The 24,763-nt window shown below is 35.2% G+C and carries 25 protein-coding genes and 1 riboswitch; of the genes, 20 read left to right on the top strand and 5 right to left on the bottom strand.

All coding sequences use genetic code 11. The features are described 5' to 3' along the window. Positions 1-80: 80 nt before the first annotated feature. Together ACECE_RS0224855 and ACECE_RS0224850 are read left to right on the top strand one after the other, a co-directional pair. Complete coding sequence (locus ACECE_RS0224855) at positions 81-1,091, top strand: glycosyltransferase family 2 protein (RefSeq protein ID WP_010252386.1); 1,011 nt, start codon at positions 81-83, stop codon at positions 1,089-1,091. Continuing rightward, positions 1,078-3,390, top strand: a complete 2,313-nt coding sequence (locus ACECE_RS0224850; RefSeq protein ID WP_010252385.1) for a YfhO family protein — start codon at positions 1,078-1,080, stop codon at positions 3,388-3,390. Before ACECE_RS0224855 ends, ACECE_RS0224850 begins: the two co-directional genes overlap by 14 nt. Before the next feature lie 165 nt (positions 3,391-3,555). On the opposite strand, the gene ACECE_RS0224845 is transcribed toward ACECE_RS0224850, so the two are convergent. The 3 genes from ACECE_RS0224845 to ACECE_RS30800 all read right to left on the bottom strand — a co-directional run bounded on the left by ACECE_RS0224845 (position 3,556) and on the right by ACECE_RS30800 (position 5,071). Then, positions 3,556-3,849 (bottom strand): hypothetical protein, encoded by a 294-nt coding sequence (locus ACECE_RS0224845; protein ID WP_010252383.1) that lies wholly within the window; start codon positions 3,847-3,849, stop codon positions 3,556-3,558. A gap of 565 nt (positions 3,850-4,414) precedes the next feature. Continuing rightward, positions 4,415-4,615, bottom strand: a complete 201-nt coding sequence (locus ACECE_RS0224840; protein WP_010252381.1) for a hypothetical protein — start codon at positions 4,613-4,615, stop codon at positions 4,415-4,417. A gap of 318 nt (positions 4,616-4,933) precedes the next feature. After that, positions 4,934-5,071: an LPXTG cell wall anchor domain-containing protein gene (locus ACECE_RS30800; RefSeq protein ID WP_235716001.1), complete on the bottom strand. Its 138-nt coding sequence runs from the start codon at positions 5,069-5,071 to the stop codon at positions 4,934-4,936. Positions 5,072-5,198: 127 nt separating this feature from the next. Here ACECE_RS30800 and ACECE_RS0224830 point away from each other — a divergent pair, with 127 nt between their 5' ends. The 11 genes from ACECE_RS0224830 (at position 5,199) to ACECE_RS0224780 (ending at position 15,010) form a co-directional block, all read left to right on the top strand. After that, positions 5,199-6,239 (top strand): SIR2 family protein, encoded by a 1,041-nt coding sequence (locus ACECE_RS0224830; RefSeq protein ID WP_010252379.1) that lies wholly within the window; start codon positions 5,199-5,201, stop codon positions 6,237-6,239. 170 nt (positions 6,240-6,409) lie between these two features. Beyond that, a complete protein-coding gene (yihA, locus tag ACECE_RS0224825; RefSeq protein WP_010252377.1) occupies positions 6,410-6,991 on the top strand; it encodes a ribosome biogenesis GTP-binding protein YihA/YsxC in 582 nt (193 codons plus the stop codon). A 70-nt stretch (positions 6,992-7,061) separates the two neighbouring features. Continuing rightward, positions 7,062-7,163: riboswitch (TPP riboswitch) on the top strand. 64 nt (positions 7,164-7,227) lie between these two features. Next, complete coding sequence (gene thiS, locus ACECE_RS0224820) at positions 7,228-7,428, top strand: sulfur carrier protein ThiS (RefSeq protein ID WP_010252376.1); 201 nt, start codon at positions 7,228-7,230, stop codon at positions 7,426-7,428. Between the two features lie 4 nt (positions 7,429-7,432). Then, positions 7,433-8,200, top strand: coding sequence for a thiazole synthase (locus ACECE_RS0224815; RefSeq protein ID WP_010252375.1), 768 nt, complete (start codon positions 7,433-7,435; stop codon positions 8,198-8,200). A 47-nt stretch (positions 8,201-8,247) separates the two neighbouring features. Next, positions 8,248-9,351: a 2-iminoacetate synthase ThiH gene (gene thiH, locus ACECE_RS0224810; protein ID WP_010252374.1), complete on the top strand. Its 1,104-nt coding sequence runs from the start codon at positions 8,248-8,250 to the stop codon at positions 9,349-9,351. A gap of 95 nt (positions 9,352-9,446) precedes the next feature. Continuing rightward, complete coding sequence (thiF, locus tag ACECE_RS0224805; protein ID WP_010252373.1) at positions 9,447-10,061, top strand: sulfur carrier protein ThiS adenylyltransferase ThiF; 615 nt, start codon at positions 9,447-9,449, stop codon at positions 10,059-10,061. Positions 10,062-10,163: 102 nt separating this feature from the next. Then, entirely contained in the window at positions 10,164-10,829 is a 666-nt protein-coding gene (gene thiE / locus ACECE_RS0224800) for a thiamine phosphate synthase (protein ID WP_010252372.1), read from the top strand. Continuing rightward, entirely contained in the window at positions 10,830-12,128 is a 1,299-nt protein-coding gene (thiC, locus tag ACECE_RS0224795) for a phosphomethylpyrimidine synthase ThiC (protein WP_010252371.1), read from the top strand. It begins immediately after the preceding gene. 845 nt (positions 12,129-12,973) lie between these two features. Further along, positions 12,974-13,585, top strand: coding sequence for a hypothetical protein (locus ACECE_RS0224790; RefSeq protein WP_010252370.1), 612 nt, complete (start codon positions 12,974-12,976; stop codon positions 13,583-13,585). A gap of 75 nt (positions 13,586-13,660) precedes the next feature. Beyond that, positions 13,661-14,095, top strand: coding sequence for a hypothetical protein (locus ACECE_RS0224785; protein ID WP_010252369.1), 435 nt, complete (start codon positions 13,661-13,663; stop codon positions 14,093-14,095). A 93-nt stretch (positions 14,096-14,188) separates the two neighbouring features. Further along, the gene (locus ACECE_RS0224780; protein WP_010252367.1) at positions 14,189-15,010 is read left to right on the top strand and encodes a hypothetical protein; all 822 of its coding nucleotides are present in this window, start codon (positions 14,189-14,191) and stop codon (positions 15,008-15,010) included. A 141-nt stretch (positions 15,011-15,151) separates the two neighbouring features. On the opposite strand, the gene ACECE_RS0224775 is transcribed toward ACECE_RS0224780, so the two are convergent. After that, positions 15,152-15,355: an alpha/beta-type small acid-soluble spore protein gene (locus tag ACECE_RS0224775; RefSeq protein ID WP_010252365.1), complete on the bottom strand. Its 204-nt coding sequence runs from the start codon at positions 15,353-15,355 to the stop codon at positions 15,152-15,154. 275 nt (positions 15,356-15,630) lie between these two features. Here ACECE_RS0224775 and ACECE_RS0224770 point away from each other — a divergent pair, with 275 nt between their 5' ends. From ACECE_RS0224770 to holA, 4 genes are all read left to right on the top strand, one after another. Then, positions 15,631-16,152, top strand: coding sequence for a GNAT family N-acetyltransferase (locus ACECE_RS0224770; protein WP_010252363.1), 522 nt, complete (start codon positions 15,631-15,633; stop codon positions 16,150-16,152). Positions 16,153-16,448: 296 nt separating this feature from the next. Beyond that, positions 16,449-17,525, top strand: a complete 1,077-nt coding sequence (locus tag ACECE_RS0224765) for an SH3 domain-containing C40 family peptidase (RefSeq protein ID WP_010252362.1) — start codon at positions 16,449-16,451, stop codon at positions 17,523-17,525. 204 nt (positions 17,526-17,729) lie between these two features. Further along, a complete protein-coding gene (locus tag ACECE_RS0224760; protein WP_456049048.1) occupies positions 17,730-20,060 on the top strand; it encodes a DNA internalization-related competence protein ComEC/Rec2 in 2,331 nt (776 codons plus the stop codon). Between the two features lie 5 nt (positions 20,061-20,065). Further along, positions 20,066-21,079: a DNA polymerase III subunit delta gene (gene holA / locus ACECE_RS0224755; protein WP_010252358.1), complete on the top strand. Its 1,014-nt coding sequence runs from the start codon at positions 20,066-20,068 to the stop codon at positions 21,077-21,079. Positions 21,080-21,246: 167 nt separating this feature from the next. Here the strand turns inward: holA and rpsT are convergent, their stop codons facing one another. Next, entirely contained in the window at positions 21,247-21,513 is a 267-nt protein-coding gene (gene rpsT / locus ACECE_RS0224750; RefSeq protein WP_010252356.1) for a 30S ribosomal protein S20, read from the bottom strand. A gap of 155 nt (positions 21,514-21,668) precedes the next feature. Between rpsT and gpr the strand changes: the two genes are divergently transcribed. From gpr to ACECE_RS0224735, 3 genes are all read left to right on the top strand, one after another. Beyond that, complete coding sequence (gpr, locus tag ACECE_RS0224745; protein ID WP_010252354.1) at positions 21,669-22,673, top strand: GPR endopeptidase; 1,005 nt, start codon at positions 21,669-21,671, stop codon at positions 22,671-22,673. 386 nt (positions 22,674-23,059) lie between these two features. Continuing rightward, complete coding sequence (locus ACECE_RS0224740; protein WP_010252352.1) at positions 23,060-23,905, top strand: N-acetylmuramoyl-L-alanine amidase family protein; 846 nt, start codon at positions 23,060-23,062, stop codon at positions 23,903-23,905. Positions 23,906-24,070: 165 nt separating this feature from the next. Beyond that, the gene (locus tag ACECE_RS0224735) at positions 24,071-24,763 is read left to right on the top strand and encodes a M50 family metallopeptidase (RefSeq protein ID WP_010252350.1); all 693 of its coding nucleotides are present in this window, start codon (positions 24,071-24,073) and stop codon (positions 24,761-24,763) included.

The raw sequence follows: 24,763 nt of genomic DNA, 5'->3' as shown, positions 1-24,763 counted from the left end.
TGATTAATTTATGAAGCAATTGTCGTAAAATCGAGCGGAACTAAATGTCGCCGGAATTATGATTTAAAGGAGAAATCAGAATGTATAAATCTCTTGAGTCTCAAATTCAACCAGACGGTGAGATTACCAGAAGGACGAGAACGTCAGATTATATATCAATTATTATACCTTGTTATAATGAGGGGAAAGTGTTGCATGTTTTACACAATAAATTGTGTGAGATAGCCCAAATGATGCCGGAAGTTAGTTTTGAATACATATTTGTTGATGATGGTTCAAAAGACGAAACATTAGAAATAATTCGTGCACTTGCAGCAAAAGATCAAAAAGTTAAATATGTTTCTTTTTCAAGAAATTTTGGAAAGGAAGCAGCTATGTATGCAGGAATGGAGATGGCAGCGGGGGATTATGTTGCTATCATAGATGCCGACATGCAAGATCCTCCAACGATGATACCTCAAATGTATAAAGGAATCAAAGAAGAAGGATTTGATTGTGTAGCTGCAAGGAGAGTCAACCGAATTGGTGAACCAAAGATTCGTTCTTTTTTTGCACGACAATTTTATAAAATCATGAGGAAACTCAGTAATACTGAAATTGTTGATGGTGCCAGAGATTTTAGGTTGATGACACGTCAAATGACCAATTCTATATTATCTGTTTATGAATATAACCGCTTTTCTAAGGGGATTTTTTCATGGGTTGGTTTTAGTACCAAGTGGTTGGAATACGAAAACGTTGAACGTGTGGGTGGCGAGAGCAAGTGGTCATTTTGGAAGCTGTTTCTCTATTCCATTGATGGTATCGTTGCGTTTTCTACTGCACCACTTGCATTGTCATCTTTGCTGGGAATTTTCTTATGCCTGATTGCATTTATAACCATCATTTTTACGATTGTGAGGCAGCTAGTTTGGGGAGGATCGGCCTATGGTTGGTCATCAATGGTGTGTATTATTCTGTTTTTATCAGGTATACAGTTGTTTTGTATAGGTATTTTAGGTCAATACCTTTCAAAGACATATTTAGAAGCAAAAAATCGACCTATATATATTGTGAGGGAACAGAGTGGAGGCAATGATGAATCAAAATAAAAATAAAACGATAATTACAGCCTTGCTTTGCTTTATGCTACCTGCGATTATTACGCTTATAGCATTTGCAAAAATGGGAATGGCACCGTTTGGTAAAAGTTCGACAATGATCATGGATATGGCCGGACAGTATGTAGAATTTCTCTGTGGTTTGAAAAATGGGGATGTTTTCTTTTCGTGGTCAAAATCGCTAGGTGGAAATTATATAGGTGTTTTTACCTATTATGTATCAAGTCCTCTATCACTTCTTACACTCCTGTGCCCTAATTCTCAGATGCCCATTGGTGTATTGTTTTTGACGGTTCTGAAGATTGGATTGGCAGGGCTTACATTCAGTTTTATGCTGAAGTACAAATTCGGAAGATATGATCTGTCTACAGTATTGTTTTCAATGTTGTACGGACTTATGTCTTATAACATAGCATATTCCATGTGTATCATGTGGCTCGATGGTGTAATTTGGCTGCCTGTGATAATTATTGGAATCGAAAAAATCCTCAAGGGCAAGAACAACTGGATTTTAACGTTTGCACTGTTTGTATCCTTCATATCAACATATTATATTTCATATATGATTGGTATTTTTACGGCTATATATTTTCTTTACCGTTGCTTGGAGGAAAAACTTGGTGTAAGAGCGATTCTGCAAAGTTTGCGTAAGTTTGTTTTTAGTGTTATTGTAGCTGCTTCTTGGGGGGCTTTTTTACTCCTACCAACTTTGGCATCCTTATTCCAAGGTAAAATCGGTACAAGAGGTGTAGATTACAATAGTAAATTCAATTTTTCTATGCATGACTTCTTACAAAAGTTGCAGCCAGGGAGCTACGATTCTATTACAAACTCTGGTAGTCCTTTTATTTATTGTGGAATTATTGCGTTGTTACTGTTCGTGATCTTTTTCGCTTTAAAGAAAATAAGCCTGCATAGCAAACTTCTAACAGGGCTGTTTACTCTCTTGTTGTTTTTTAGTCTATGGATTTGCTCATTGGATAAGGTGTGGCATGTATTTCAGTTTCCAAACTGGTTTCCATACCGGTATAGTTTTGTATTTTCGTTTTTGATAATACTCACGGCATACAGAGCTTTTTTAGAATTAAAGCTGACAAAGCCACTTATTGCCTTAGTACTTCTTATAATATGCTCAGTTGATATGTACGGAAATACTATTGCTATTTTTAAAGGCCTGAACAATGAATTTGGTTATGAAAGTTATGAATCATATCATGAATATAAAGAACGGATTACACCTTTAGTTGCTGAAACAAATAAGGATAAAGACGGTTTTTTCCGAGTTGGTGCAACTTTTGAACGAACCAAGAATGAATCTATAGGTTTTGGCTACAATGGAATTACTCATTATAGTTCGACTTATAACAGATATGTAAATAATTTACTACAAAAGATGGGGATGGCTCAATCTTGGATGTGGAGTTCATATTTTGGTTCCACAATGGTAACAGATGCAGTATTTTCGGTGAGATATGTTATATCGGAGCATCCCGTTTCACCATACTATAGCCCTGTGAAAGAAAGTGGCTCTGCAAAGCTATATCACAATTCCAATGCGCTTTCTATTGGAACTGCAGTAAATGAACAGTCGCTATTTGGATTCCAATTTAGTGATAACTCTTTCGAGTCACAGAATCGACTAATTAAGGCTTTAACTAATTCAAATGATGATTGCTTTAATTATTTAGAAAACACTGCTACGGATATTGGAAATGCAGTAGAATATAATTTTGTTTCAAATGGTATGCCGGTTTATGCATTTTTTACAACTAGCGAAGGCGATGGCGACCTTTTGGTTAATGGTGAAAATACAGCTAAATTGTTTACAAATGAAACAAGATGCGTTCAATATATAGGAACTTTTAATGAAGGAGAAAATGTTAAAGTAGCAGTCAATAACTCGGGAAATATTGAAGGGAAATTGTGCTATTTGAATAAGGAAATCTATGAAAGATCTGTGGCTGCTCTAAAATCAAAGGAACTTCATGTAGATAATTATCATAATGGTAGTGTTAGTGGTACGGTTAGCGCAAATGAAGGTGATGTACTTTTTACTTCTATACCGTATGATCAGGGGTGGAGGGCATATGTTGACGGTAAGGAAGTTGAATTAAAGACATTTGCCGATTCACTGATTACTATACCACTGACTGCTGGTACACACAAAATCAAAATAACTTATACACCTGTTGGGTTTACCGAGGGTATATGTATATCTTTAGTACCTTCGCTTTTAGTATTAATGTTACTTCTGGTAACGAAAAAGCTTCCTGTTAGTAAGCCAAAGTAGTCATCTGTTAAATGATTGCATATAGATAGAACCATTGACGCTCGCCTTAAAACGGCGAGTTTTTTGCTGTTCTTCTAAATTTTTGGAACTTTTTGCTATCTGTTAAAGAGTATGTGTTCATATGAGTAATTTTTGGCAGAGGATATTACCAAATTAAGTGCAGGCCTACATCTCACTCAGGCCAAGTTTTCTTAAAACCCAAACAATAAATTTTTGCAATTTTGTTCGTGGTTTTTCTATAGGAATAGCTACACCGTTGATTACTCTATAACATAATTCCGCTGAAATAAAATGGACAGCACCAGTATCAAATTGTATTCTCAATGCTATATTATCATTTTTTTCTTGAGTATCAACAACTATAGCTTTTCTATAAACATCTTTTGCACAGGGGGCAAACACGGTATCACCAATACTTACCAACCTATATATGCGCCTTTTTTTTCTTGATTTTTTCATGTATAATCACTTCACTATTAGAAATATTCTATTTCTAATATATTCTTGCGTCCCTTTAAAATTGTCAGTTTTATTTCTATTAGTGAAGTTTTTTGAAGTACAAATGGGTTAATATAAGATGGAATAACGAAATTTATTATAAAAGTTAATAGTATATTCACAAATTAGTAATTATTTAAAGGTAAAATAAAAATATAATAATGAAAAACATTTTAAATATTTTTCCCTCCAATTTAGAGCCACAGATGATGGCTCTTTTTGCTTGCAAAAAATAAATCCTGTCAGCAGTAATACTTAAACAAACCATAAAGGATTCAAGTAAGTGGAGGCCGCAATACTGTATATAGATTTTAAAATTAATAGATTATTCACAATTTATTAATTAACTAGAGATAATATAAATACAACAGGTCGGAAGACCTTTTAAATATAAATTTACTCCCTTGAAGAGAGCTTAATCAAGCTCTTCTTTTTTTGAATTTCCCAAATAAAAAAGTGGAAGGAATACACTTTCTTAGGCATTAAAAAAGGTTGACTTTATCAATCAACCTTTAACCAAACTTATTTAATATTGTACTATCATGCGCTTTTTCATGTTCTCATAAATGCTCTTATACATTTTAAATGTTTTAGCTGCATCAACATCGTCACAATTCATATCCGGATGATATTTTTCGAGAACTCCATTCCAGCCGATTCGTAATATCTCCTCCTGAATTTCGTTGAACTTTGTTACCAGCTTTTGTTTATCCTGAGATGAATCCATATAAAATTCCCCCTTAAAAAATAAAATACTATATATAAATTGCATAGTTAATATAGTATAGTTGTAACACATTCTCTGTCTTTATCTTATTATAAATTATACCATGAAAGTTTTGTACTATCAAGATACAACTTATGTATTGATTATAAACCAAAATCTCAGAGGTAGTTAGCCTAAAGTACATCTGCTTTGAAAATCTATCAAATTAAAAAGCTTAAGAAAGTGAAATCTTAAGCTTTTAGCATTGCAAAAAAGCAAAACTTTAGTATAATCTATTTTTTTTATTTAAACTTCCTGGATAATTGTTTTATAAAATGATTACCTTCTCTTTTTTGACTTTGATTTTAGTTCCTCTAAATTTTTGTTGGCAGAACGCATAAGAAAGAAAAATGAAACACCCAACAAAGCTGCACCTGCAAGCAAATAAATCCAATTCTGAAAAGATGCCATACCCATTTTCACCTCCAATAATATAAAAATTTTATCATAAAAGTGTCTTAAAATCAATTAGAAGAAAATAATTGATAAAATTAACTTTTTTAGAGAAACTAAGACTAAACTAAGAAACTAATCGGGAGTAAACATGAGAGTTGCAGTAATACTTGGGGCAGGCTTTTCAAAAAATTCCGGGCTGCCTGTTCAATCTGAGATACCGGAATTACTGGTTGAAAGCTGCTATAAGGATGAATTTGAAAATGCGATTTCTTTAGTATTAAAAAGATTTTATGAAGAAGTCTTTAGTTATTCAAAGGGCTCAACAATGCCAGGTTTGGATGACATTTTGACCAGTATAGATATAGCTACAAATTCAGGACATCATCTTGGTATAAAATATTCTTCTATACGCCTTAGGGCTGTTAGAAGATTTCTGGTTTATAGGCTGTTTACAATTTTGAAGGAGAAATATAGTTATTCTGAAGACGTTAAGAATTTAATTTGCAAGTTGATAGCAAATTATAGTAAAGTAGATTTTATAGTTCTTAACTGGGACACTGTATTGGAAAACTATATAAAACTTATAAATCCGGTTATTGCTATAGATTACTGTAATGGTGGTAAAAGCTGGAGAAAGGAGATTGGTGACACAACAGAACCTCTGAAGATAATTAAAATTCATGGTTCAAGCAATTGGCTGTATTGTGATAACTGTAGAGTGTTAATTAATGATAACTATGATGATATTCCACTGATAAAGAAAGCGGGTTTTAAAACAATGGATTTTGAGTTGTTTGATGAATTTAGGGCAATCAGGCCTCAAACCAAAGACAGTGAGAATTGTTTTATTTGCGGAGATAAAATATCATCGCACATTGCTACTTTCAGCTTCAGAAAATCTTTTAGGGAGAGCTCTTTCCCAGAATTATGGAATCAGGCAGAGGATGCATTGACTGGTGCGGAGAAATGGATTTTTGTAGGGTATTCACTGCCACAGGCGGATTATGAGTTTAAACACCTTATGAAAATATCAGAACTCAAATTAAGCCATAGGAAAGAAAGAAAACCTGAGATGGCTGTTGTCTTACTAAACAGTACAACCACTGTTGCAACATATAAGAGTTTTTTTGGAGACAGAATAAGCACGATATACAACGGTGGAATAGAGGAATATCTCAAATATAATTAGAAATAGACTTAATATTTTCATACTTTATTGCTATAATATGACGTAAGGAATCGCTTATATATTATTTTCGATTTTTTTAAATAAGCTATTTGGAGCAATAGAGTTTAAGAAAAATATAGCGGAAGGTATTGGTCATAAATACTAGAAAAATATGTTAAGGAGTTATTAAATTGAACATCAATAATGCAAGATTTGAAAAAGGGGCTGTAAAGCCTGAGCAGTATCCTGACAATGATATACCGGAGGTAACTTTTGTTGGCAGGTCTAATGTGGGAAAGTCATCATTGATAAACGCTCTTCTAAATAGAAAGAGTTTGGCAAGGATTGCTTCTAAACCCGGCAAGACAAGGGAAATCAATTTCTATAATATTGATGATGTCTTGTATTTTGTTGATTTGCCAGGGTATGGTTATGCCAAGGTTTCAAAAGACATTAAGTCTGCATGGGGAGAGTCAATAGAGACTTATTTGAATGAGAGCAAGAAGCTTAAACTTGTTGTTATGCTTGTAGATATAAGACATTCACCTTCTGAGGATGATCAAATGATGTCTAAATGGCTGACAAGTTCATCACTGCCGTTTATAGTTGTAGCAACTAAGAAGGACAAGATACCACGGTCGAAGGTAAAAGAAAGACTTTCAGATATTTCAAACACTTTGGAACTTGGCAGTGGTAATATGTTGATTCCGTTTTCTTCGGAGACTAAGGATGGCCGGGAAGAAATAATGAATTACATTGCTTCTCTTGTCTGATTAAAAAATTTGGAAACTTTTATATTTACATATTTCTTTTGGTAATATATAATGTCGTCAAATGAAATTGAATATTTGCTGGGGGTGCCGTTAGGCTGAGAAAGAGCATTGCTCTTAACCCTTTGAACCTGATGCGGTTAGTGCCGCCGTAGGGAAGCTTGTGTAGATTTACAATGAATTATAACGCTTGCCTATATGTGCAAGCGTTTTTTAGTGCTTGAATGGGGGTGAGATTGTTGAAAATTACATTAAACGGCAAGAATACAGAACTTGAAAAAGTAATGACTATGTTTGAACTGCTTGAATTTAAAGGTATAGAGCCTGAAAGAGTTATAATTGAATACAATTTTGATATTTTAATTAAAGATGACTGGAAAACCACTGTATTGAAAGAAGCTGATAATGTTGAAGTGCTAAGATTTGTTGGGGGAGGTTGATAAAATGGAAGATAAGTTGCTTATTGGTGGAAAGGAGCTATGCAGCAGGCTGTTTATCGGTACGGGCAAATTTCCATCAAACCGGATTATTCCACAGGTTGTTAAAAGCTCGGGCGCTCAGGTTGTTACAGTTGCTTTAAGAAGAATAGATTTTGACTCTGAAGAAGAGAACATGATAAATCACATACCGAAGGATTGTATTCTGATGCCAAATACATCAGGTGCCAGAGATGCAGATGAAGCTGTAAGGATAGCAAGACTTGCCCGTGCAATGGGATGTGGAAATTGGATAAAGATTGAAGTGGTATCAGACAATAAATATCTTTTGCCGGATAACTTTGAAACTATCAAGGCAACAGAGATGCTGGCAAATGAAGGGTTTGTAGTACTTTCATACATGAGTCCGGATCTTATGGCAGCTAAATTGCTTAAGAAAGCAGGAGCATCAGCTGTTATGCCATTGGGAGCTCCGATTGGAACCAATAAAGGACTCAAGACAAGGGAACTGGTGAAAATTTTGATTGATGAAATAGACTTGCCGATCATTGTTGATGCAGGTTTAGGCAAGCCATCCGAAGCAGCTGAAGCAATGGAATTAGGTGCTGCAGCAGTGCTTGTCAATACTGCTATTGCTACGGCCGGTGATCCTGTTAAGATGGGAGAGGCTTTTGGACATGCGGTTTTGGCAGGAAGAAAAGCATTTCTTTCAGGTGCAGGTGCTGTTAAGGATTTCGCAGAAGCATCTTCACCACTGACAGGATTTCTTGCATAAGGAATGAGCAAAGTATTTCCATCCAGCATTTGAAAAGAGGTGTATTAATGAGTTTTTACGAAAATTATGTGGAGTATAAGAATTTCAATTTTGAAGATTTTTTTAGCAACCTTACTGATGATTATATTATAAGTATTATTAACAAGGAGAGAATAAGCGACCTGGAATTCCTTGCTCTTTTGTCGGATAAGGCAGGAAGACATCTTGAGGATATGGCCCAAAAGTCAAAGAGGCTTACATTACAGCATTTTGGAAAGGTAATTTTCCTTTATACCCCCATTTATGTGGCAAACTACTGCGTTAACCAGTGTGTATACTGCGGGTTTAACATATCAAACGACATTCTAAGGAAGAAGCTCACATTAGATGAGGTTGAAAAAGAGGCGAAAATTATATCCGAAACTGGTTTAAGACATATTCTGCTTTTGACAGGGGAGTCTAGAATTCATAGTTCCGTTGAGTACATTAAGGAATGTATAATTGTTCTCAAAAAGTACTTCAGGTCCATATCCATAGAAGTATATCCTTTGGATATAAGTGAGTACGAAGAGCTTATTGGAGCGGGGGTTGACGGGTTTACGATGTATCAGGAAGTATATAATGAAGATATTTATAAGGAACTTCACCTCAAAGGACCGAAGAGGAATTACAGGTTCAGGCTTGATGCACCTGAAAGGGCCTGTATTGCAGGAATGAGAAGTGTAAATATAGGTGCTTTGTTGGGGCTGGATGATTGGAGAAAGGAGGCATTTTTTACAGGATTGCATGCTGACTATCTGCAAACCAAATATGCGGATACCGAAATTAGTGTTTCTATGCCCAGAATGAGACCACATAATGGGGAATTTCATCCGAAGTTTAATGTTGATGACAGGAGCCTTGTACAAATAATGCTGGCGTTCAGATTGTTTATGCCCAGGGCAGGGATAACTGTTTCAACCAGAGAATGCGCGGAGTTTCGTGATAATCTCATTGGGCTCGGAGCGACAAAAATGTCCGCAGGTTCATCGACTGAGGTTGGAGGACATACGCTTGAATCTAAGAGTGAAGGACAATTCGATATATCTGATAAGAGAAATGTTGAAGAAATGAAAAAATCGATTTATAGTAAGGGCTATCAACCTGTATTTAAGGATTGGCAAGCAATTTAGAAATAATCAAATATTTGCTTTTTGTATTGTACTCGTGCGAGGGCAAGTAAAAAAATGAGAGTAGTATTCTATTTATCACTCGGGATGGTGAAAAAATGAATAGTTTTGAGAAGGGCTTATCAGATTATATAGGACATGACAGGTTGAGTAAAATTCAACAAATAAAAATAGGAATAGCAGGTGCTGGAGGTTTGGGATCAAACTGTGCGTTTAACCTTGTAAGAAGTGGATTTACAAAGTTTAAAATTGTGGACTTCGATTTAGTAGAGCCATCAAATCTGAACAGACAATTTTATTTTTTGGATCAACTTTATCTTCCGAAAGTAGAAGCTCTCAAGTCAAACCTTTTGAAAATTAATCCTGATATTGAAATTGATATTCTCCAAACAAAAGTAGATCGTGAGAACATAAAGGAGATATTTAAAGATTGTGATGTTGTTGTTGAAGCCTTTGATAAAGTTTTTTACAAGACAGTTATGGCAGAAAGCTTTTTCTCATCAGGAAAGTTGCTTGTTTCGGCATCCGGATTGGGTGGGTGGGGGAGAAGCGATGATATCATTGTAAGGAAAGTGCATGAAAGGTTTTATATTGTAGGAGATTTTGAAAGAGAGGTAAATGAGAACGTTCTGCCAATCTCACCGAGGGTTAATATTGCTGCTGCAAAACAGGCGGATGTAGTCCTGAGTATTGTATTAGGTGATATTGAATGAATAACTTAGCAAATGGTGCTTTAAGAAAATTGATTTATTGACAGTATATTACATGAAGCGTTGCCAGGGGGAACATTTAAATGAAATGTAGGATGTGATGAAATGGAAAAAATTTGCTGGGTAACTGCCAAAAAGGATATGCTTGATACTGACCTGTACTGTATAACTGACGAGGAGCATTCTAAAGGCAGAAACAATATAGAGGTTGTAAAGGAAATGATTGGTGCTGGTGTAAAGATAATTCAGTATAGGGAAAAGAATAGAAAGCTTTTACATAAGTATAACGAATGTTTGAAGATTAGAGTAATGACGAAAGAAGCCGGAGTTGCATTTATCGTTAATGACAACATTGATATAGCAATGCTGGTTGGAGCAGACGGCGTTCATATTGGACAGGATGATCTTCCTATTGAAAAGGTCAGGGAGCTTGTAGGAAATGATATGATAATAGGATTATCCACTCATTCTCCCCGGCAGGCAGAGGATGCGGTAAGGCGGGGAGCGGATTATATAGGAGTTGGGCCTATATATAGAACCTATACCAAGAAAGATGTATGTGATCCCGTTGGACTTGAATATCTGAAGTTTGTTGTCCAAAATATATCAATTCCCTATGTAGCTATAGGAGGTATTAAAGAGCACAACTTGGATGAGGTGATAGGCAGGGGTGCAAAATGTGTAGCTATGGTAACTGAAATTGTAGAGTCAGACAATATTAAAGAAAAGATAAAGACTATAAAAAATAAGATGAAAAGGGGTGCTTTATAGATGTATACTACTCAGATGGATGCAGCTAAAAAAGGTATTGTGACAAATGAAATGGAAATTGTAGCTAGGAAGGAAGGTAAGGATATAAAAGAGCTCCAAGAACTTATAGCTCAAGGTAAGGTGATAATTCCTGCAAACAAAAACCATCATGCTATAGATCCAGAGGGCATTGGTGAAGGTCTTAGGACAAAAATAAATGTAAACTTGGGAATATCAAAGGATTGCTGTAGCTTTGATCTTGAAATCGAGAAGGTGAAAAAGGCGATTGAGCTTAAGGCTGAGGCAATAATGGACTTGAGTTCTTATGGAAAAACGCAGGAATTTAGAAGGAAGCTTGTTAGTATATCTTCTGCCATGATTGGAACAGTGCCGATATATGATGCAGTTGGTTTTTATGATAAGGAGCTTTCAGATATAACCGCTAGGGAGTTTTTAGAGGTAGTTGAGAAACATGCTGCTGACGGTGTTGACTTTATGACTATCCATGCAGGTATAAACAGGGAAACAGCTAGACGCTTTAAGAAAAACGGAAGGCTCACCAATATTGTTTCAAGAGGCGGCTCACTCTTATTTGCATGGATGGAGCTTACTGGAAATGAAAATCCGTTTTACGAATACTATGACACAGTACTGGAGATATTTGCAAAATACGATGTGACAATGAGTCTTGGAGATGCTTGTAGACCTGGAAGCATAAATGATTCAACGGATGCATCCCAGATTGACGAACTTATTGCATTAGGAGAACTTACTAAAAGAGCATGGGAAAGGAATGTTCAGGTTATGATAGAAGGGCCTGGGCACATGGCAATTAATGAAATTGCTGCAAATATGATACTCGAAAAGAGATTATGCCATGGGGCACCATTCTATGTGTTAGGGCCTCTCGTAACTGATATTGCTCCAGGCTACGATCATATAACAAGTGCAATAGGTGGAGCTATAGCAGCAGCCAATGGAGCTGATTTTCTTTGCTATGTCACACCGGCTGAACATTTGAGACTTCCTGATATTGACGATATGAAGGAAGGGATAATAGCCTCAAGGATAGCTGCACATGCAGCAGATATCGCCAAGGGAATAAGGGGCGCTAGAGACTGGGATTACAAAATGAGTGAAGCAAGAAAAAATTTAGATTGGAATAAGATGTTTGAACTTTCAATTGACAGCGAGAAACCAAAAAAGTATAGAGAAAGCTCTATGCCCGAACATGAAGATACATGTACTATGTGTGGCAAAATGTGTGCAGTAAGAAATATGAACAAGGTGTTAAAGGGAGAGAAACTTAATATACTTTAAGATAGTTTGAAAATAACTTACTATGGGAGCAAAGGGGGTTTGCCCCCATAGAGTGGTATAAAATTTTGGAGCTTGTAAAATTGAAATCTTAATAAAAAACTGCAGCTGGTTTCTGCCGCAGGCAAATAAAATGTATAGAGGAAAAGTACGTTAACCGTACAGTTATTATTATATAGATATACTAATATTAAGTTAATGGGTAATCTATACAATAATATTGCTGGTTAGGTAAATTTTTCTGTCTAAATTATATAAATGAAAGTTGGGTTATATTGTTGAATATTGTTGAGCATGCAATAAAGTGCAAACAAAAAGCTACGATTTATTGTCGTAGCGTATTCAATCTATATTGTATAGAAGGAATGTATGAAAAAGTATCAGTGTATGTAATAAGTATATAATATTTGAATGGAAATGTTAATGTAAATAGTTCATAAATAATAATGAATTATTGCTTGGTCTTTTGTGAAAAAGTATCATTATGTAATAGCAAAGTTGAAAATTATAGGTAGTATAAATGTATGAAAGAACAAATTTGTGCGCAAAAAATACATAATTGGGGATTAATAGAAATTAGACATGTGCCGTAACATTCTAACACCTTATTTCAGGCATTATAACTGGATTAAGCTGGGATTACCGCTAGATAAAATAAACAAAGTACCAAATCTACCATGATTGTGTTATAATTGTTTAAAAATAGTAAAAAGTGGAGTTGCGCCAGAAAATTCAACATTATACAGATAGTATTAGTAATGAAGAACTTGATAAATTGAGTTCGACAGGACGATGAAAGGTGAAATTATTTAGAACAAATGAATAATTCAGGAGTTGGAGGGTTTGGTATGATAAGTCTTGAAAGGTTATTGTCAATTGAAAAAAATGATATATTGGAAGCGTCAAATAATCTTAATAGCGAGGAATTAAATCAACTTATAGAATGGTTATCTGAAAAAGATGATAAAGTAAGGTATCAAGCTTTTCTTCTTCTACAAAGCCGTTCTGGTAGCTTTGATGATATTTATGGTTATTGGGATGTTTTTTATAAAAAACTTAAAAGTGAAAATTCATATCAGAGAAGTATTGGTTTAATGCTTATTGCTGAGAACGTTAGATGGGATAATGAGAACAAATTTGAAGAAATTATTGATGATTACGCTCTGCTTTTTAATGATGACAAACCAATTACTGTTCGGCAGTGCATCCAGTCATTGAAGAAAATTATACCATACAAAAAGCAGTTGCATTTAATAATTGCGGATAAAATCATAGGTATTGATATATCAAGCATTAGGGCAACAATGCAAAAACTTGTTTTATTAGATATTTTAGAAGTTCTTACAATGATAAGAAAGTACCAAACAAATGATAAGATAGAAAGCTACATATTTAAAGCATTAAGCGGTGGAGTTCTTGATAAAAAAGCAATAAAGCAAGTAGAGTCAATGATGTTGTAATTATCGTAAACTTTTTGTGATTCATTCCTTGGGCATGAATGAAAAATTATTACGAAAGGTATGATGTGGAGTTAAATGAGTAAAAAGTATAAATGTGGTTATTTAATTAGCGCAGTTATAATTCTTTTAATATTAACTGTTATATATTTTCAAGTAAACCGAAATAGAGCATTAGAATTCAATTATGAAGATGTAGTCAAGATTGAGTTAAATACATCAGATGGAAAGACATCGGATATTAGTGATAAAAATATTATTATTAATATTTGCAGTTGGCTAAATGCTACCCAAAAACTCAATAATCCACCAGCTTGTTTTGGGTCAGGAGATCCTAGGATTACAATATACAAAGAAACAGGAAATTTAGATATTTATATTGCAGGAGATGGGTGTAGTAATGTGCGTTATAATGGAACCTATTTTTCTATACCGGAAGATATTAATAAGAAATTAAGAAAACTATTTATTGATCATAGTCTTAATATTGTGCAAAGAAGGAATGGCCGGTGAAATGAAATATATATTTTGTATTGATATCTTGACTTAAAAACCCAGTGACAGTATAATTCAAGTAATTTCGAAATTATACAGAGAGGTATGCATATGAAGAAATTCTGGCCATACATAATGATTCTATTACTTATAACAGCAGGTTGTGCCAATACTGCAAGCGTTGGACCTGATGCTAATTTGCAGAATACGATTGTCTTAACTCCTCAAATTACGAGCAATACACTGAATACTTCTGCTCCCACACCAGTTGGAAGTTCCCGTATGCTTAATAATATTGATCTGATATTTATACCGCATGAGATAAAACCTCTTATAGAGGGCACGCCTGATAAAAGATGGGTAAAGGGTAGCAGCGTATATTACGGTGATTTACCAGGTAAGAAAAAAGCAACCCTTAGTTTCTATTGTGAAAGCCAGTCGGATACATTAAAGGATGTTTATGCTTATCTAGAAGCAGGAGGTAAAGTATATAATTTAGGCCTGATCAGTTGTTTTGGGTTTGACGGGATAAGCCAGGTTGAACTGGTAGATCTTACAAACGATGGGATTAAGGATTTTTTCATAATGGGAGGGTCAGGAGCTACTTGTGAAACTGCGTGGGTCATAGGATACAAGGATGGTAAATGGCACTGCTTCCTGGATTATAGTAATTTAAACATTAATGATCTGGATGAGGATGGCAGACAGGAACTTACAGCAACATCTAGGGGAAGTCTTCCTACATTCGTAGAGATATTCAAGTGGAATGGGAATTGCTTTGAAAGCGCTGATGTTACAACATGCACCAAAATGGAGTATTCTACCTTGTATAATAAAAACAGCAGGTGGATTATTGAATCTGGTAATGCGAATGAACCTTATTATTACATATACAAGGGCAGTAAACTCAAGCAGATTTTCTTAGGAGATTGAGCCGTGGGAGGAAAAACTTTCATGTATGGTTCTTGGGAGAGAAATAGGCTGTAAAGCTATTTGACTTATCCGGCTATGACAAGCATTACAAAAAAGGTTGTGCAATATGATCGCACAGCCTTTTTTTGAAGTAGTTAGTTCTTATTTGCCAGACAACTGCTGTTCAGCCATCTGAATAAGCTTTTTAGTAATATTTCCGCCTACTTTACCTGCATCTTTAGCTGATATATCACCATTGTATCCTTGCTTTAAGTTAACGCCAACTTGTGATGCGATTTCATATTTCATTTTGTCAAGAGCATTTCCTGCGCCTGGTACAACTTTTTGATTGTTATTGTTAGCCATAATTGATTCACCTCCTTGTTAGCACTAACTGCACTAAACCTTCTTAAGAAGATAAGAATAATGCAGATATTAATTAAATCCAGGTTAGCCAAAGTAAACTTACTTAAATTGCTTTAATGTTATTTACCTGTACAACATTATTGTTAGACAAAAACTAATTTTTATGATATGAATTTTATAGCAATTTTTTTGAAGGATTTTCAAATTAGATTGTAGAATAATTAAAAGTAAGGGTTAAAGTAGCAAAAGCAATTTGGTTTAAGCGTGGAGGTCTTATGTATAATGTAAATGTCAAAGGTGAAGATGTTTATTTAAAGAATATTACTCCCGTAAACCTTGAATATGTACTTAAATGGTATAATGAAGATGATTTTAAATATGCAACAGGCATTGAAGGGCCAGTTACATTGAATCAGTTGACAGTGTTGTATAATAAAATTCAACAGAGCCAGGATCACTTTTTTTCGGGCATTTTTATTGCTGCTACTGGAGAAATGATAGGGGTTTTAAAGGGGCAAATCAAATTTAACAATGGATCAGCAGCCTGGATTAATACGCTTATTATAGATCAAGCCTTTCAGAGTAAAGGCTATGGAACAAAAATTGTTAATTTGTTTATTGCTTACACAAAAATGAAAAGTAATATTCAAAGAGTATATTTAGCTGTTGCAGAATGTAATAGCAGGGGGGACAAGTTCTGGAGCCGCTTGGGTTTTGAAAAGTATGGAAGGATAGATGAATGTATCAGATTAAGCGGAGAGGTGCAAAACGCAATAATAATGCATAGGCTAGTGTAGGAGACATAATTGATATCTATTCTTTATGTGTTAATAATCCTAAATAAGTAGTCGATATATACTATGTTCATTATTCTTAATTTGGGACTTATACATTATGTTAACAGATAAGGGACCGTGTTATAATTGACACAAGAGATGTTTAGCGGGATATTAATGGTTTGACAAAGAAAAGACATACATGTATAATTATTTTGTCAATATTATAGAAATGAAAAGTCCTACGATATACCCAAATGAAGCTGATAAAGCTGACTACTATAAATAAAAGAAAGATATAAAGTAGGAGGTTAAGTATGTTAAGGTTCAGTAAAGCAATTTCGTGTTTGGCAGTATTAAACCTTTCAGTTTTTTTAACGTTTTCGTTTTCTTATGCAGATGCCGTCGATGATAGTAAGGTTGCTGAAAGCACTTCAAATGTTCAGCAGGATTCAATTATATCAAACAATATAGCAGGGAAAATTTTTAGGGATTCTGATGCAACTATTCTAGAAAACTCAGGCAAGTGGTACAAGATTAGTATTAATGGTAAGACTGGTTGGGTGCACGGAGATATTTTCCCTGTGGAAAGTATAAAGTCGACCCAGAAAGCAAAAGATTCAGAGAAAACGGAAGATTCAGAGAAAGCTAAGGATTCAGAGAAAACGGAAGATTCTACTGATAAGAATCAGGAAGTGTCTACTGAGACGACAGAAAATACCGATAAAGCTGAAAATGTGACTTCATCAAAAGAGACTGAAACTGTTGCTGTAGTGATAAAAGGGATTATTGATGGAGATGATGTTAATGTTAGAGAAGGTCCTGGGAAAAACTACGGTGTAATTTGTCAGGTGGATAAGGGTGAGAAAGTAGAGATTTTGGAGAGTGCACCTGAATGGTATCATATAAAGACCTCAAGTGGTGTAAATGGTTGGGTATACAGTACGTATGTTTTGACTGATTCCACACTTGCATCAAGAGGTGGAGATACCACTAGCTCCGATTCTTCAAGCAAGCGCGCTGAAATTGTTGAGTATGCAAAGCAGTTTCTTGGTGTGAAGTATGTTTATGGAGGTACTTCGCCAAATGGTTTTGATTGTTCGGGATTTGTATGGTATGTTTTTAATCATTTTGGAATTAGCTTAAATCGTGTTGCTTCTGATCAGGCAACACAGGGTTCAAAGGTATCAAAGGCTGAATTGCAGCCTGGAGATTTGGTTTTCTTCGATACAAATGGAGGTATGAATAAAATTAACCATGCAGGAATATATATAGGAAATGGCTGCTTTATTCATGCGTCTTCGGGAAGCTCAGCCAAAAAGGTAGTGATAAGCAATATAACCAGCGGTTTTTACAATGAATGTTATATGACAGGCAGAAGAGTTCTTGAATAGTACATTATTTTTTATTAAAAAGCTCCTTATAATACAGGAGCTTTTTTGAGTTAGAAAATATGATAAGAAATAGCTGAAATGTTACTTCACAGTTATCATATGGTGAATCGTTTCGTTACAGCCATACTGATTTTCAGCATTATTCAGCAATTGTTCTGGGGTGAATGTATGAATAGGCCGCTTGTTTTTTTATGCATTTCTTTTATGGCAGGGATATTATTTGCTCATATAACTCAATCTTATCAGTTTGTTTTCTATTCGGGCATTCTTCTTATACTTATTGCTCTTGCTCTGTGGAAAGTAAAGGACATGTTTGGGTTTTTACTGGCTGGTATTGTAATTTTCTATCTTATGGGATCTTTATACTATTTGTATACATACAATCAAAATACATATAAATTCAGCGATTATGCCGGTGAGCAGGTATACATCAGAGGTTATATTGATTCGGCGCCTGATGCAGATAGCTACAAAGTAGTTTATGAGCTTAAGACAGAAGAGGTTTCTATTGGAGATTGGTCTTCAGAACCGGATAGGTTAAAAGGGAGGATACTTTTAACTACACCTAAGGGTGATGGTGGCTTTATAGATTATGGCAGGGAAGTTATGGTTAGCGGCACGCTCAATATTCCTAAAGGGAGTACAAATCCTGAGGGGTTTAATTATAGAACATATTTGAGTCATAACGGTATTTCTGCAACACTTTTTGCCATGGAATATAACTTGAGACTTGGAGAAGAAAACAGGGGTAATTTTCTTGTTAAACTTGGGCTATATATGAGGTCAAGAATAGTTTATGTTATAAATGAAAGCTTGCCGCCTCAGCAGGCTGGACTTCTAAACGGTATGTTGATAGGTTACAAGCAGGATTTGAGTGAAGAGGTACAGGACGCCTTTAGTGATTCTGGCTTGTCGCATATTATGGCCGTTTCAGGTAGTAACGTCGCGTTTATCATATTGCCTCTTGTTTTTATATTCGGTAAGCTCAAAATCCGGCAAAAGTATGCCAATATATCAATAATTGCAATTCTAATGATATTTACCCTGATTACTGGATTTGAACCCTCAGTTCTTAGGGCTGTAATTATGGCTGCTGTAATTTTGATAGGGCAGATAATTTGGAGAGAGACGGAGGTTTTTACAAGCATATCTTTTGCTGCATTGTTATTGCTCTTTTATAACCCTGGAATCCTTTTTAATATAGGCTTCCAATTATCTTTCGCAGCTACCATATCTTTAGTCCTTTTTTACAAATATATAAAAGAAAAGCTCAGTTTTAAATTTCTTCCGTCCTTTGTTGTAGATGTATTGGCAGCTACAATATCAGCACAGATAGGCGTATTGCCAATAACAGTATTTTATTTCAACAAAGTTTCGGTTGTATCTATTCTATCGAATTTACTTGTTGTACCTATAGTCGAATTTATAACAATCCTTGGATCACTAATGGCTCTATTGGGCCAAATACATGTTGGGCTTTCCATACTTATAGGATATATAAATAACGTACTATTAAGTTTTGTGCTTCTTGTAACCAAGTTTTCCGCAAGTATGCCATGGTCTGTGATAACACTTACTACGCCTTCGGTAATATTGGTTATTTGCTATTATGCAGCTATTACATATTTTTTCTGGTACAAGCCAAAGTTTAAAGCAAAATTAAATGTAAAATACTTTGCGCTGGCAGCCTTGTTGGTATTTGGAACAATTGTGTATGGAGTAATAACTCCTAAGGAACTTGAAGTGACATTTCTAGATGTTGGGCAGGGGGACTGTGCTCTGATTAAAACGAGCCAGGGTAAGACTGTATTAATAGATGGGGGAGGATACAGCAGTGCAACTAATAAAAGTACAAGTGTAGGTGAAAATATTGTACTTCCTTTCCTGTTGGATTGCGGAATTGGCCGACTTGATCTGGTCATCGCAACTCATGGGCACGACGACCACATTCAAGGATTGATATCGGTACTCAAGGAATTAAAGGTTGATAATTTGATTATACCAGAAATTACTCTGGATGCAGGGCTCGAAAGCATATGCAAGATTGCCGGTCAGGAGAAAATTCAATTGGAAATGTGTGCTAGCGGAGACTCGATAAAGCTTGATAATATGACATATCTAGATGTTCTGGCACCTAAAAAAGGTACATATATTGAAAAATCGCCTTTAAATAATAATTCATTAGTGCTAAAATTGCATTATAAAGATATCAGCATTCTATTTACAGGAGATATTGAAAAAGAAGCTGAGGACATTCTGATAAGTGATAATATTGATTTGAAGGCGGATGTGTTGAAGGTTGCGCATCATGGATCTTCAGGCTCAACATGCAGTGAGTTTTTAGAACGTACAAGACCTGATGTTGCAGTAATAAGTGTAGGAAAGAATAACTTCGGACATCCTTCGGATGATGTATTACAAGTACTTGAAAACAGCGGGATTATGATGTTCAGAACGGATTTTGATGGTGCAATAGTTCTGAAAACATACGGCAAGGATATTAAAATAAAAAGAACAGTAGAGCGGGCAGGGTGAATTATATGAGTATTGATGTTCTAAAGGAAGAACTTAAAAATAATAAACTGGGGAATCTGTACCTTTTTTATGGACATGAGGAATTTTTGAAGAAATACTATTTGGAGAGTATTGAGAAAGCTATCCTTGATAATGACCTATCAATGTTAAACAAGATAGTATTAGAGGGGAAATTTGAGATGCAAAAAATTGAGGATGCCTGTGAAACTTTGCCTGTTTTTTCGGAAAAGAAACTGGTTCTTGTTAAAAATTCCGGCGTATTTAAGTCTGGTAAAGAAGGGGCAAAGCAGCAAAGTGCAAAGGATGATCTGCAAAATTACTTAAAAAATGTGCCAGCCTATACGGTGGTTGTATTTTATGAGGAAGAGATTGATAAGAGGCTCAAAACTGTTGATGCTGTGAAGAAGAATGGGCTGATCGTAGAATTTGCTTTTCAAAAGCCGGCAGAGTTGGTTAAGTGGGTCACAAAAGTTTTGAAGTCGAATAAGAAGGAAATAACTATTGAAGATGCGTCCTATTTAATTGAGATTTGTGAACAGGGAATGACCGAAATTCTGAATGAAGTAAACAAGCTTGTTATGTATGTAGGGGATAGGACAAGGGTTACTATAGAGGATATAGAAAAAGTATGTACCAAATCGGTAAAGAGCAGGATATTTGATTTGACAGATGCTGTTGCAGAGAAAAATATTGATAAGGCACTTAAACTCTTAAATGATATGGTTATACTAAGGGAGCCACTTCCTAAAATACTTTTTATGATTACAAGGCAGCTAAGGCATGTGTTGGAGATGAAACTCCTCTGCAAGGAAGGGTTAAGTGTTAAGGATGCTTCCGCAAAAATAGGAATTACTCCATATGCAGGTGGAAAAGTATCCAATCAGGCTAAAAGCTTTAGTATTGAAAAGCTTAAGGAAGGAATAAAGGAAGCTTTTGAACTTGATTTGGCGATAAAAACAGGGAGAATAAACGATAGGATAGCAGCAGAATTACTTATTAATAAACTGGGAAACGGTTAGGGAAACAGGAAATTTTATGTTGAAAATTATTTTTTTATATCTATAAGTTTAAGCACATGTATAAGGGTGAAATAAAAATTTCTGGGGCATTAAGCCCCAGAAATTTTAGGATATTTGCCACGCAAATTCCTCAAATAAAAAACGTACTTTTATGTACGTTTTTTTTATTATTTTTTATTTGCAGCGTTAAGTGCCTTAGCAAGTTTTGACTTTCTTCTCGCAGCGGTGTTCTTGTGTAATATATTCTTTGCTGCTGACTTATCTATAGTCTCAATTGTACTCTTGAGAACAGTAGCAGCTGAAGCATCATTAGTAGCGATAGCTTCTTTACACTTTTTAATAGTAGTCTTTAAAACTGACTTTTTAATACTATTCTTAAGAGTCTTAGCCTTAGTAACTTTAACTCTTTTTATGGCTGATTTAATATTTGGCAATCCATTCACCTCCTGCGAGTTAATTAACAAGTTGTATTTTAACATGAAAGAAAATAAAAAGCAAGGTATTTAAAATGAAATGTGTGAAAAAATATGAATATGATTTTTAAATTAACGATTAAGGATAATTAACAAACGATGAAAGGAAGAGTCTGATGATTCAGAGTAGAAATATTACAACTGACTTAGCGCTTGAAGCTCATGAGTTTGTACAAGAGCAGGAACAAGCAAAGGGTGCTGTGCAACAACCGGATCTACCCGGCGTAGTTGTTGAACATGCAGGTACCCAAGATATTAAAATTACCAGGGTAAAGGTAACCTCGCCGACAGGTGAAGCATCAATTGGAAAACCGATGGGAAACTATGTAACACTTGAAGTTCCAAGACTTAAGGAAAATGATCAGGTATTGTACGAGGACACCTGTAAAGCACTTTCACAGGAACTTGTAAGAATACTAAATCTTAGTGAAAAATCTACTATTTTAGTTGTAGGGCTGGGGAACTGGAATGTTACTCCGGATGCTTTAGGACCAAAGGTTACAAGTGGGTTGATGGTAACGAGGCATCTGCTCGAATATGTACCTAAACAGGTAGATGAGGGTGTTAGACCAGTATGTGCCGTTGCACCTGGTGTGCTTGGTATTACTGGAATTGAGACTGGAGAGATTGTAAAAGGCATTGTTGAGAGGATAAAGCCAGATGTCGTAATAGCTATTGATGCGCTTGCTTCTAGAAGGATGGAACGCGTGAATACAACTATTCAAATAGCGGATACAGGAATTTCACCAGGGTCGGGCGTTGGAAATAAGAGAATGGAGATTTCGTTAAATACGCTGGGAGTGCCTGTAATTGCTATTGGAGTCCCAACAGTAGTTGATGCTGCAACAATGGCAAATGATACAATTGATCTTGTAATAGATAGCTTACTAAATGAGGCTCAGGAAGACAAGCAATTTTACAGTATGCTCAAGAACATTGACAGAAATGAGAAATACCAACTGATACAGGAAGTATTGGAGCCATATGTAGGCAACCTCATTGTAACTCCGAAGGAGATTGACGATGTAGTTGACAGAATTGCAAAGGTTATAGCTAATGGTTTAAATATTGCACTACATCAGGGAATAACATTAGATGATGTTAACAGATATTTGCAGTAGTAGAGGAACGTAATTGATTTGGAGCGATATTTTATAAAAGTTTAACTGAGGGAGGGAGAACCTCCTTTTTTTTGCTGTTTTTTTGGTTGTACTATTAAAAAATATTTCAGCTATTTTTTAGCGTAAAGATGTGTTAGCAAAAGCAAAAAAACTAACCTTTGATTAAGTACTAAATAAAAATACATACTATGTAAATAAATTCATATAGAAAAAAAATCATTTTTGTACGATAATAATTGTGAACTAATTTTAGATTCTTAGGGTTTATGGATTACTTCATACAAAATAATTTGTTTTGTGCAAAAATATCAAGTGTGCTGAACCGCATTTTATTAGGTCAAATATGTATCAGATATAAAACCCATAAGGGTTTCTGGAGATGCAGGATGGATATCATATTGAAATTTCTAAAAAAAGCATATGATTCATATGGAAAGCTACCAATGAGAATTAGGTTCCTTATTGTGGTGTCTTTTTTCATGATACTTTTCTTAGTAAGTGTAAGCCTCAAACAGTACCAATATAAAGAGGAAAAAATATATGGTAACCCCAATCATGTCCAAAACAACTCGAAAAATGGAAGTAATCCGTCTGTCATTGAGGAGGAAAATACCATTCCTGAGCCCAAAGAGGTTAAAGTTGTTATAGATCCTGGGCATGGAGGAGAAGATCTTGGAGCTACAAAAGGCGATTTGTGTGAGAAAAGATTAAATCTTGATATTTCTAAGAGAACGGGTAAATTGCTTGAGAATTTAGGCATCAATGTCATATATACGAGGGAAAAGGATGTTGCAGTAGGTCTTGATGAACGGGTGAACATTGCTAATAATCTGGATGCTACACTATTTATAAGTGTACATAATAATTATATGCCTAATGATGCTGGATATAAGGGAACAGAGACTTTATACTGTCCCCCTGTTACCACTGAAGAAAACAAGATGGATGGAATGAAACTTGCTACTATTGTTCAGAGGAAACTTATAGGAAACCTAAAGACTGTAGATAATGGCATAATATACAGACCAAATCTTGTCGTACTCAGGAAAACAAATATGCCTGCTGTGATTGCAGAGATTGCATATATATCCAATTCTTCAGACAGAGCAAAGCTTGTAGATGAAGATTTTAGAGAAAATGCAGCGGAGGCTTTATCGGAAGCAGTTATGGAGGCTTTGGAGTATATGAAGGCAGAGAAAAATGAAAACGGTGTATGGATGATTATGGACTAAGCGATGGCCAAAGTTATATTTCAGAATTTCTAAACCAAACCAAAATAAAATCGGAGAGTTATATAAAAAAAGAAGGGAAATCCCTTTCTTTTTTTGTTTCTTAAATGTATAATTTTTAGTAAATCTGTTCTTAGTAGTACTCAAAAATTTGTTTAGGTGGTATACATGAAAAATATATGGAAGTACCTTTTAATTCTAGCATCGCTTGTTATTTTGTGGAATCAGACAGTTGCAAGTCCTTTTAAAGTGCTTTCCTCAATTTTCCACAAAATTGGACATGCCTTGGTGTCAACAATATTTGGTTTTGGCGGAACGGCTTTCAATATTGCTTTTGTGAACAATGGGGATGCGATAGTTGATACACGTAGTTGGATTACCTCATTTGTAATAGTTAATAGCGGCTATATTTCAAGTATATTGTTTTCCATGCTCATATTGTATTTGAAAAGAACCCCTGCAAAGAAGTATATGGTTGGCAGCATAACAATAATATATCTTGTTTTTTCTATAGCATTTGCTTCTTCAACTGGAGCACTGGTAACCTCGTTAGCTTTCTCAGTGATTACAATTCTGATATTGATGATTGGGAAGGATACCCTAAATGATTTGATGCTGGATGTCGTTGGAATGTCTTTGGCGGCATATGTTATATATGATACATTTGTTGATACAATTTTACTGAAGCTAAACGGGCAGCTTTCAATCATGAAGAGTTGGAGTAACCAGCCTCCGAGTGACATAGTAAAGCTTGCCGATCTAACCGGTTTTCCAATAGTTGTGTGGGGATTGATCTGGTTGGCTATTGCAGTTGTATCAGTTAATATGCTGTTGATAAAATCTGGTGGAAAGAAAAAATGA

It is taken from the genome of Acetivibrio cellulolyticus CD2, assembly GCF_000179595.2.
GTDB lineage: Bacteria > Bacillota > Clostridia > Acetivibrionales > Acetivibrionaceae > Acetivibrio > Acetivibrio cellulolyticus.
This window is presented reverse-complemented; position numbering and strand designations above follow the sequence as displayed.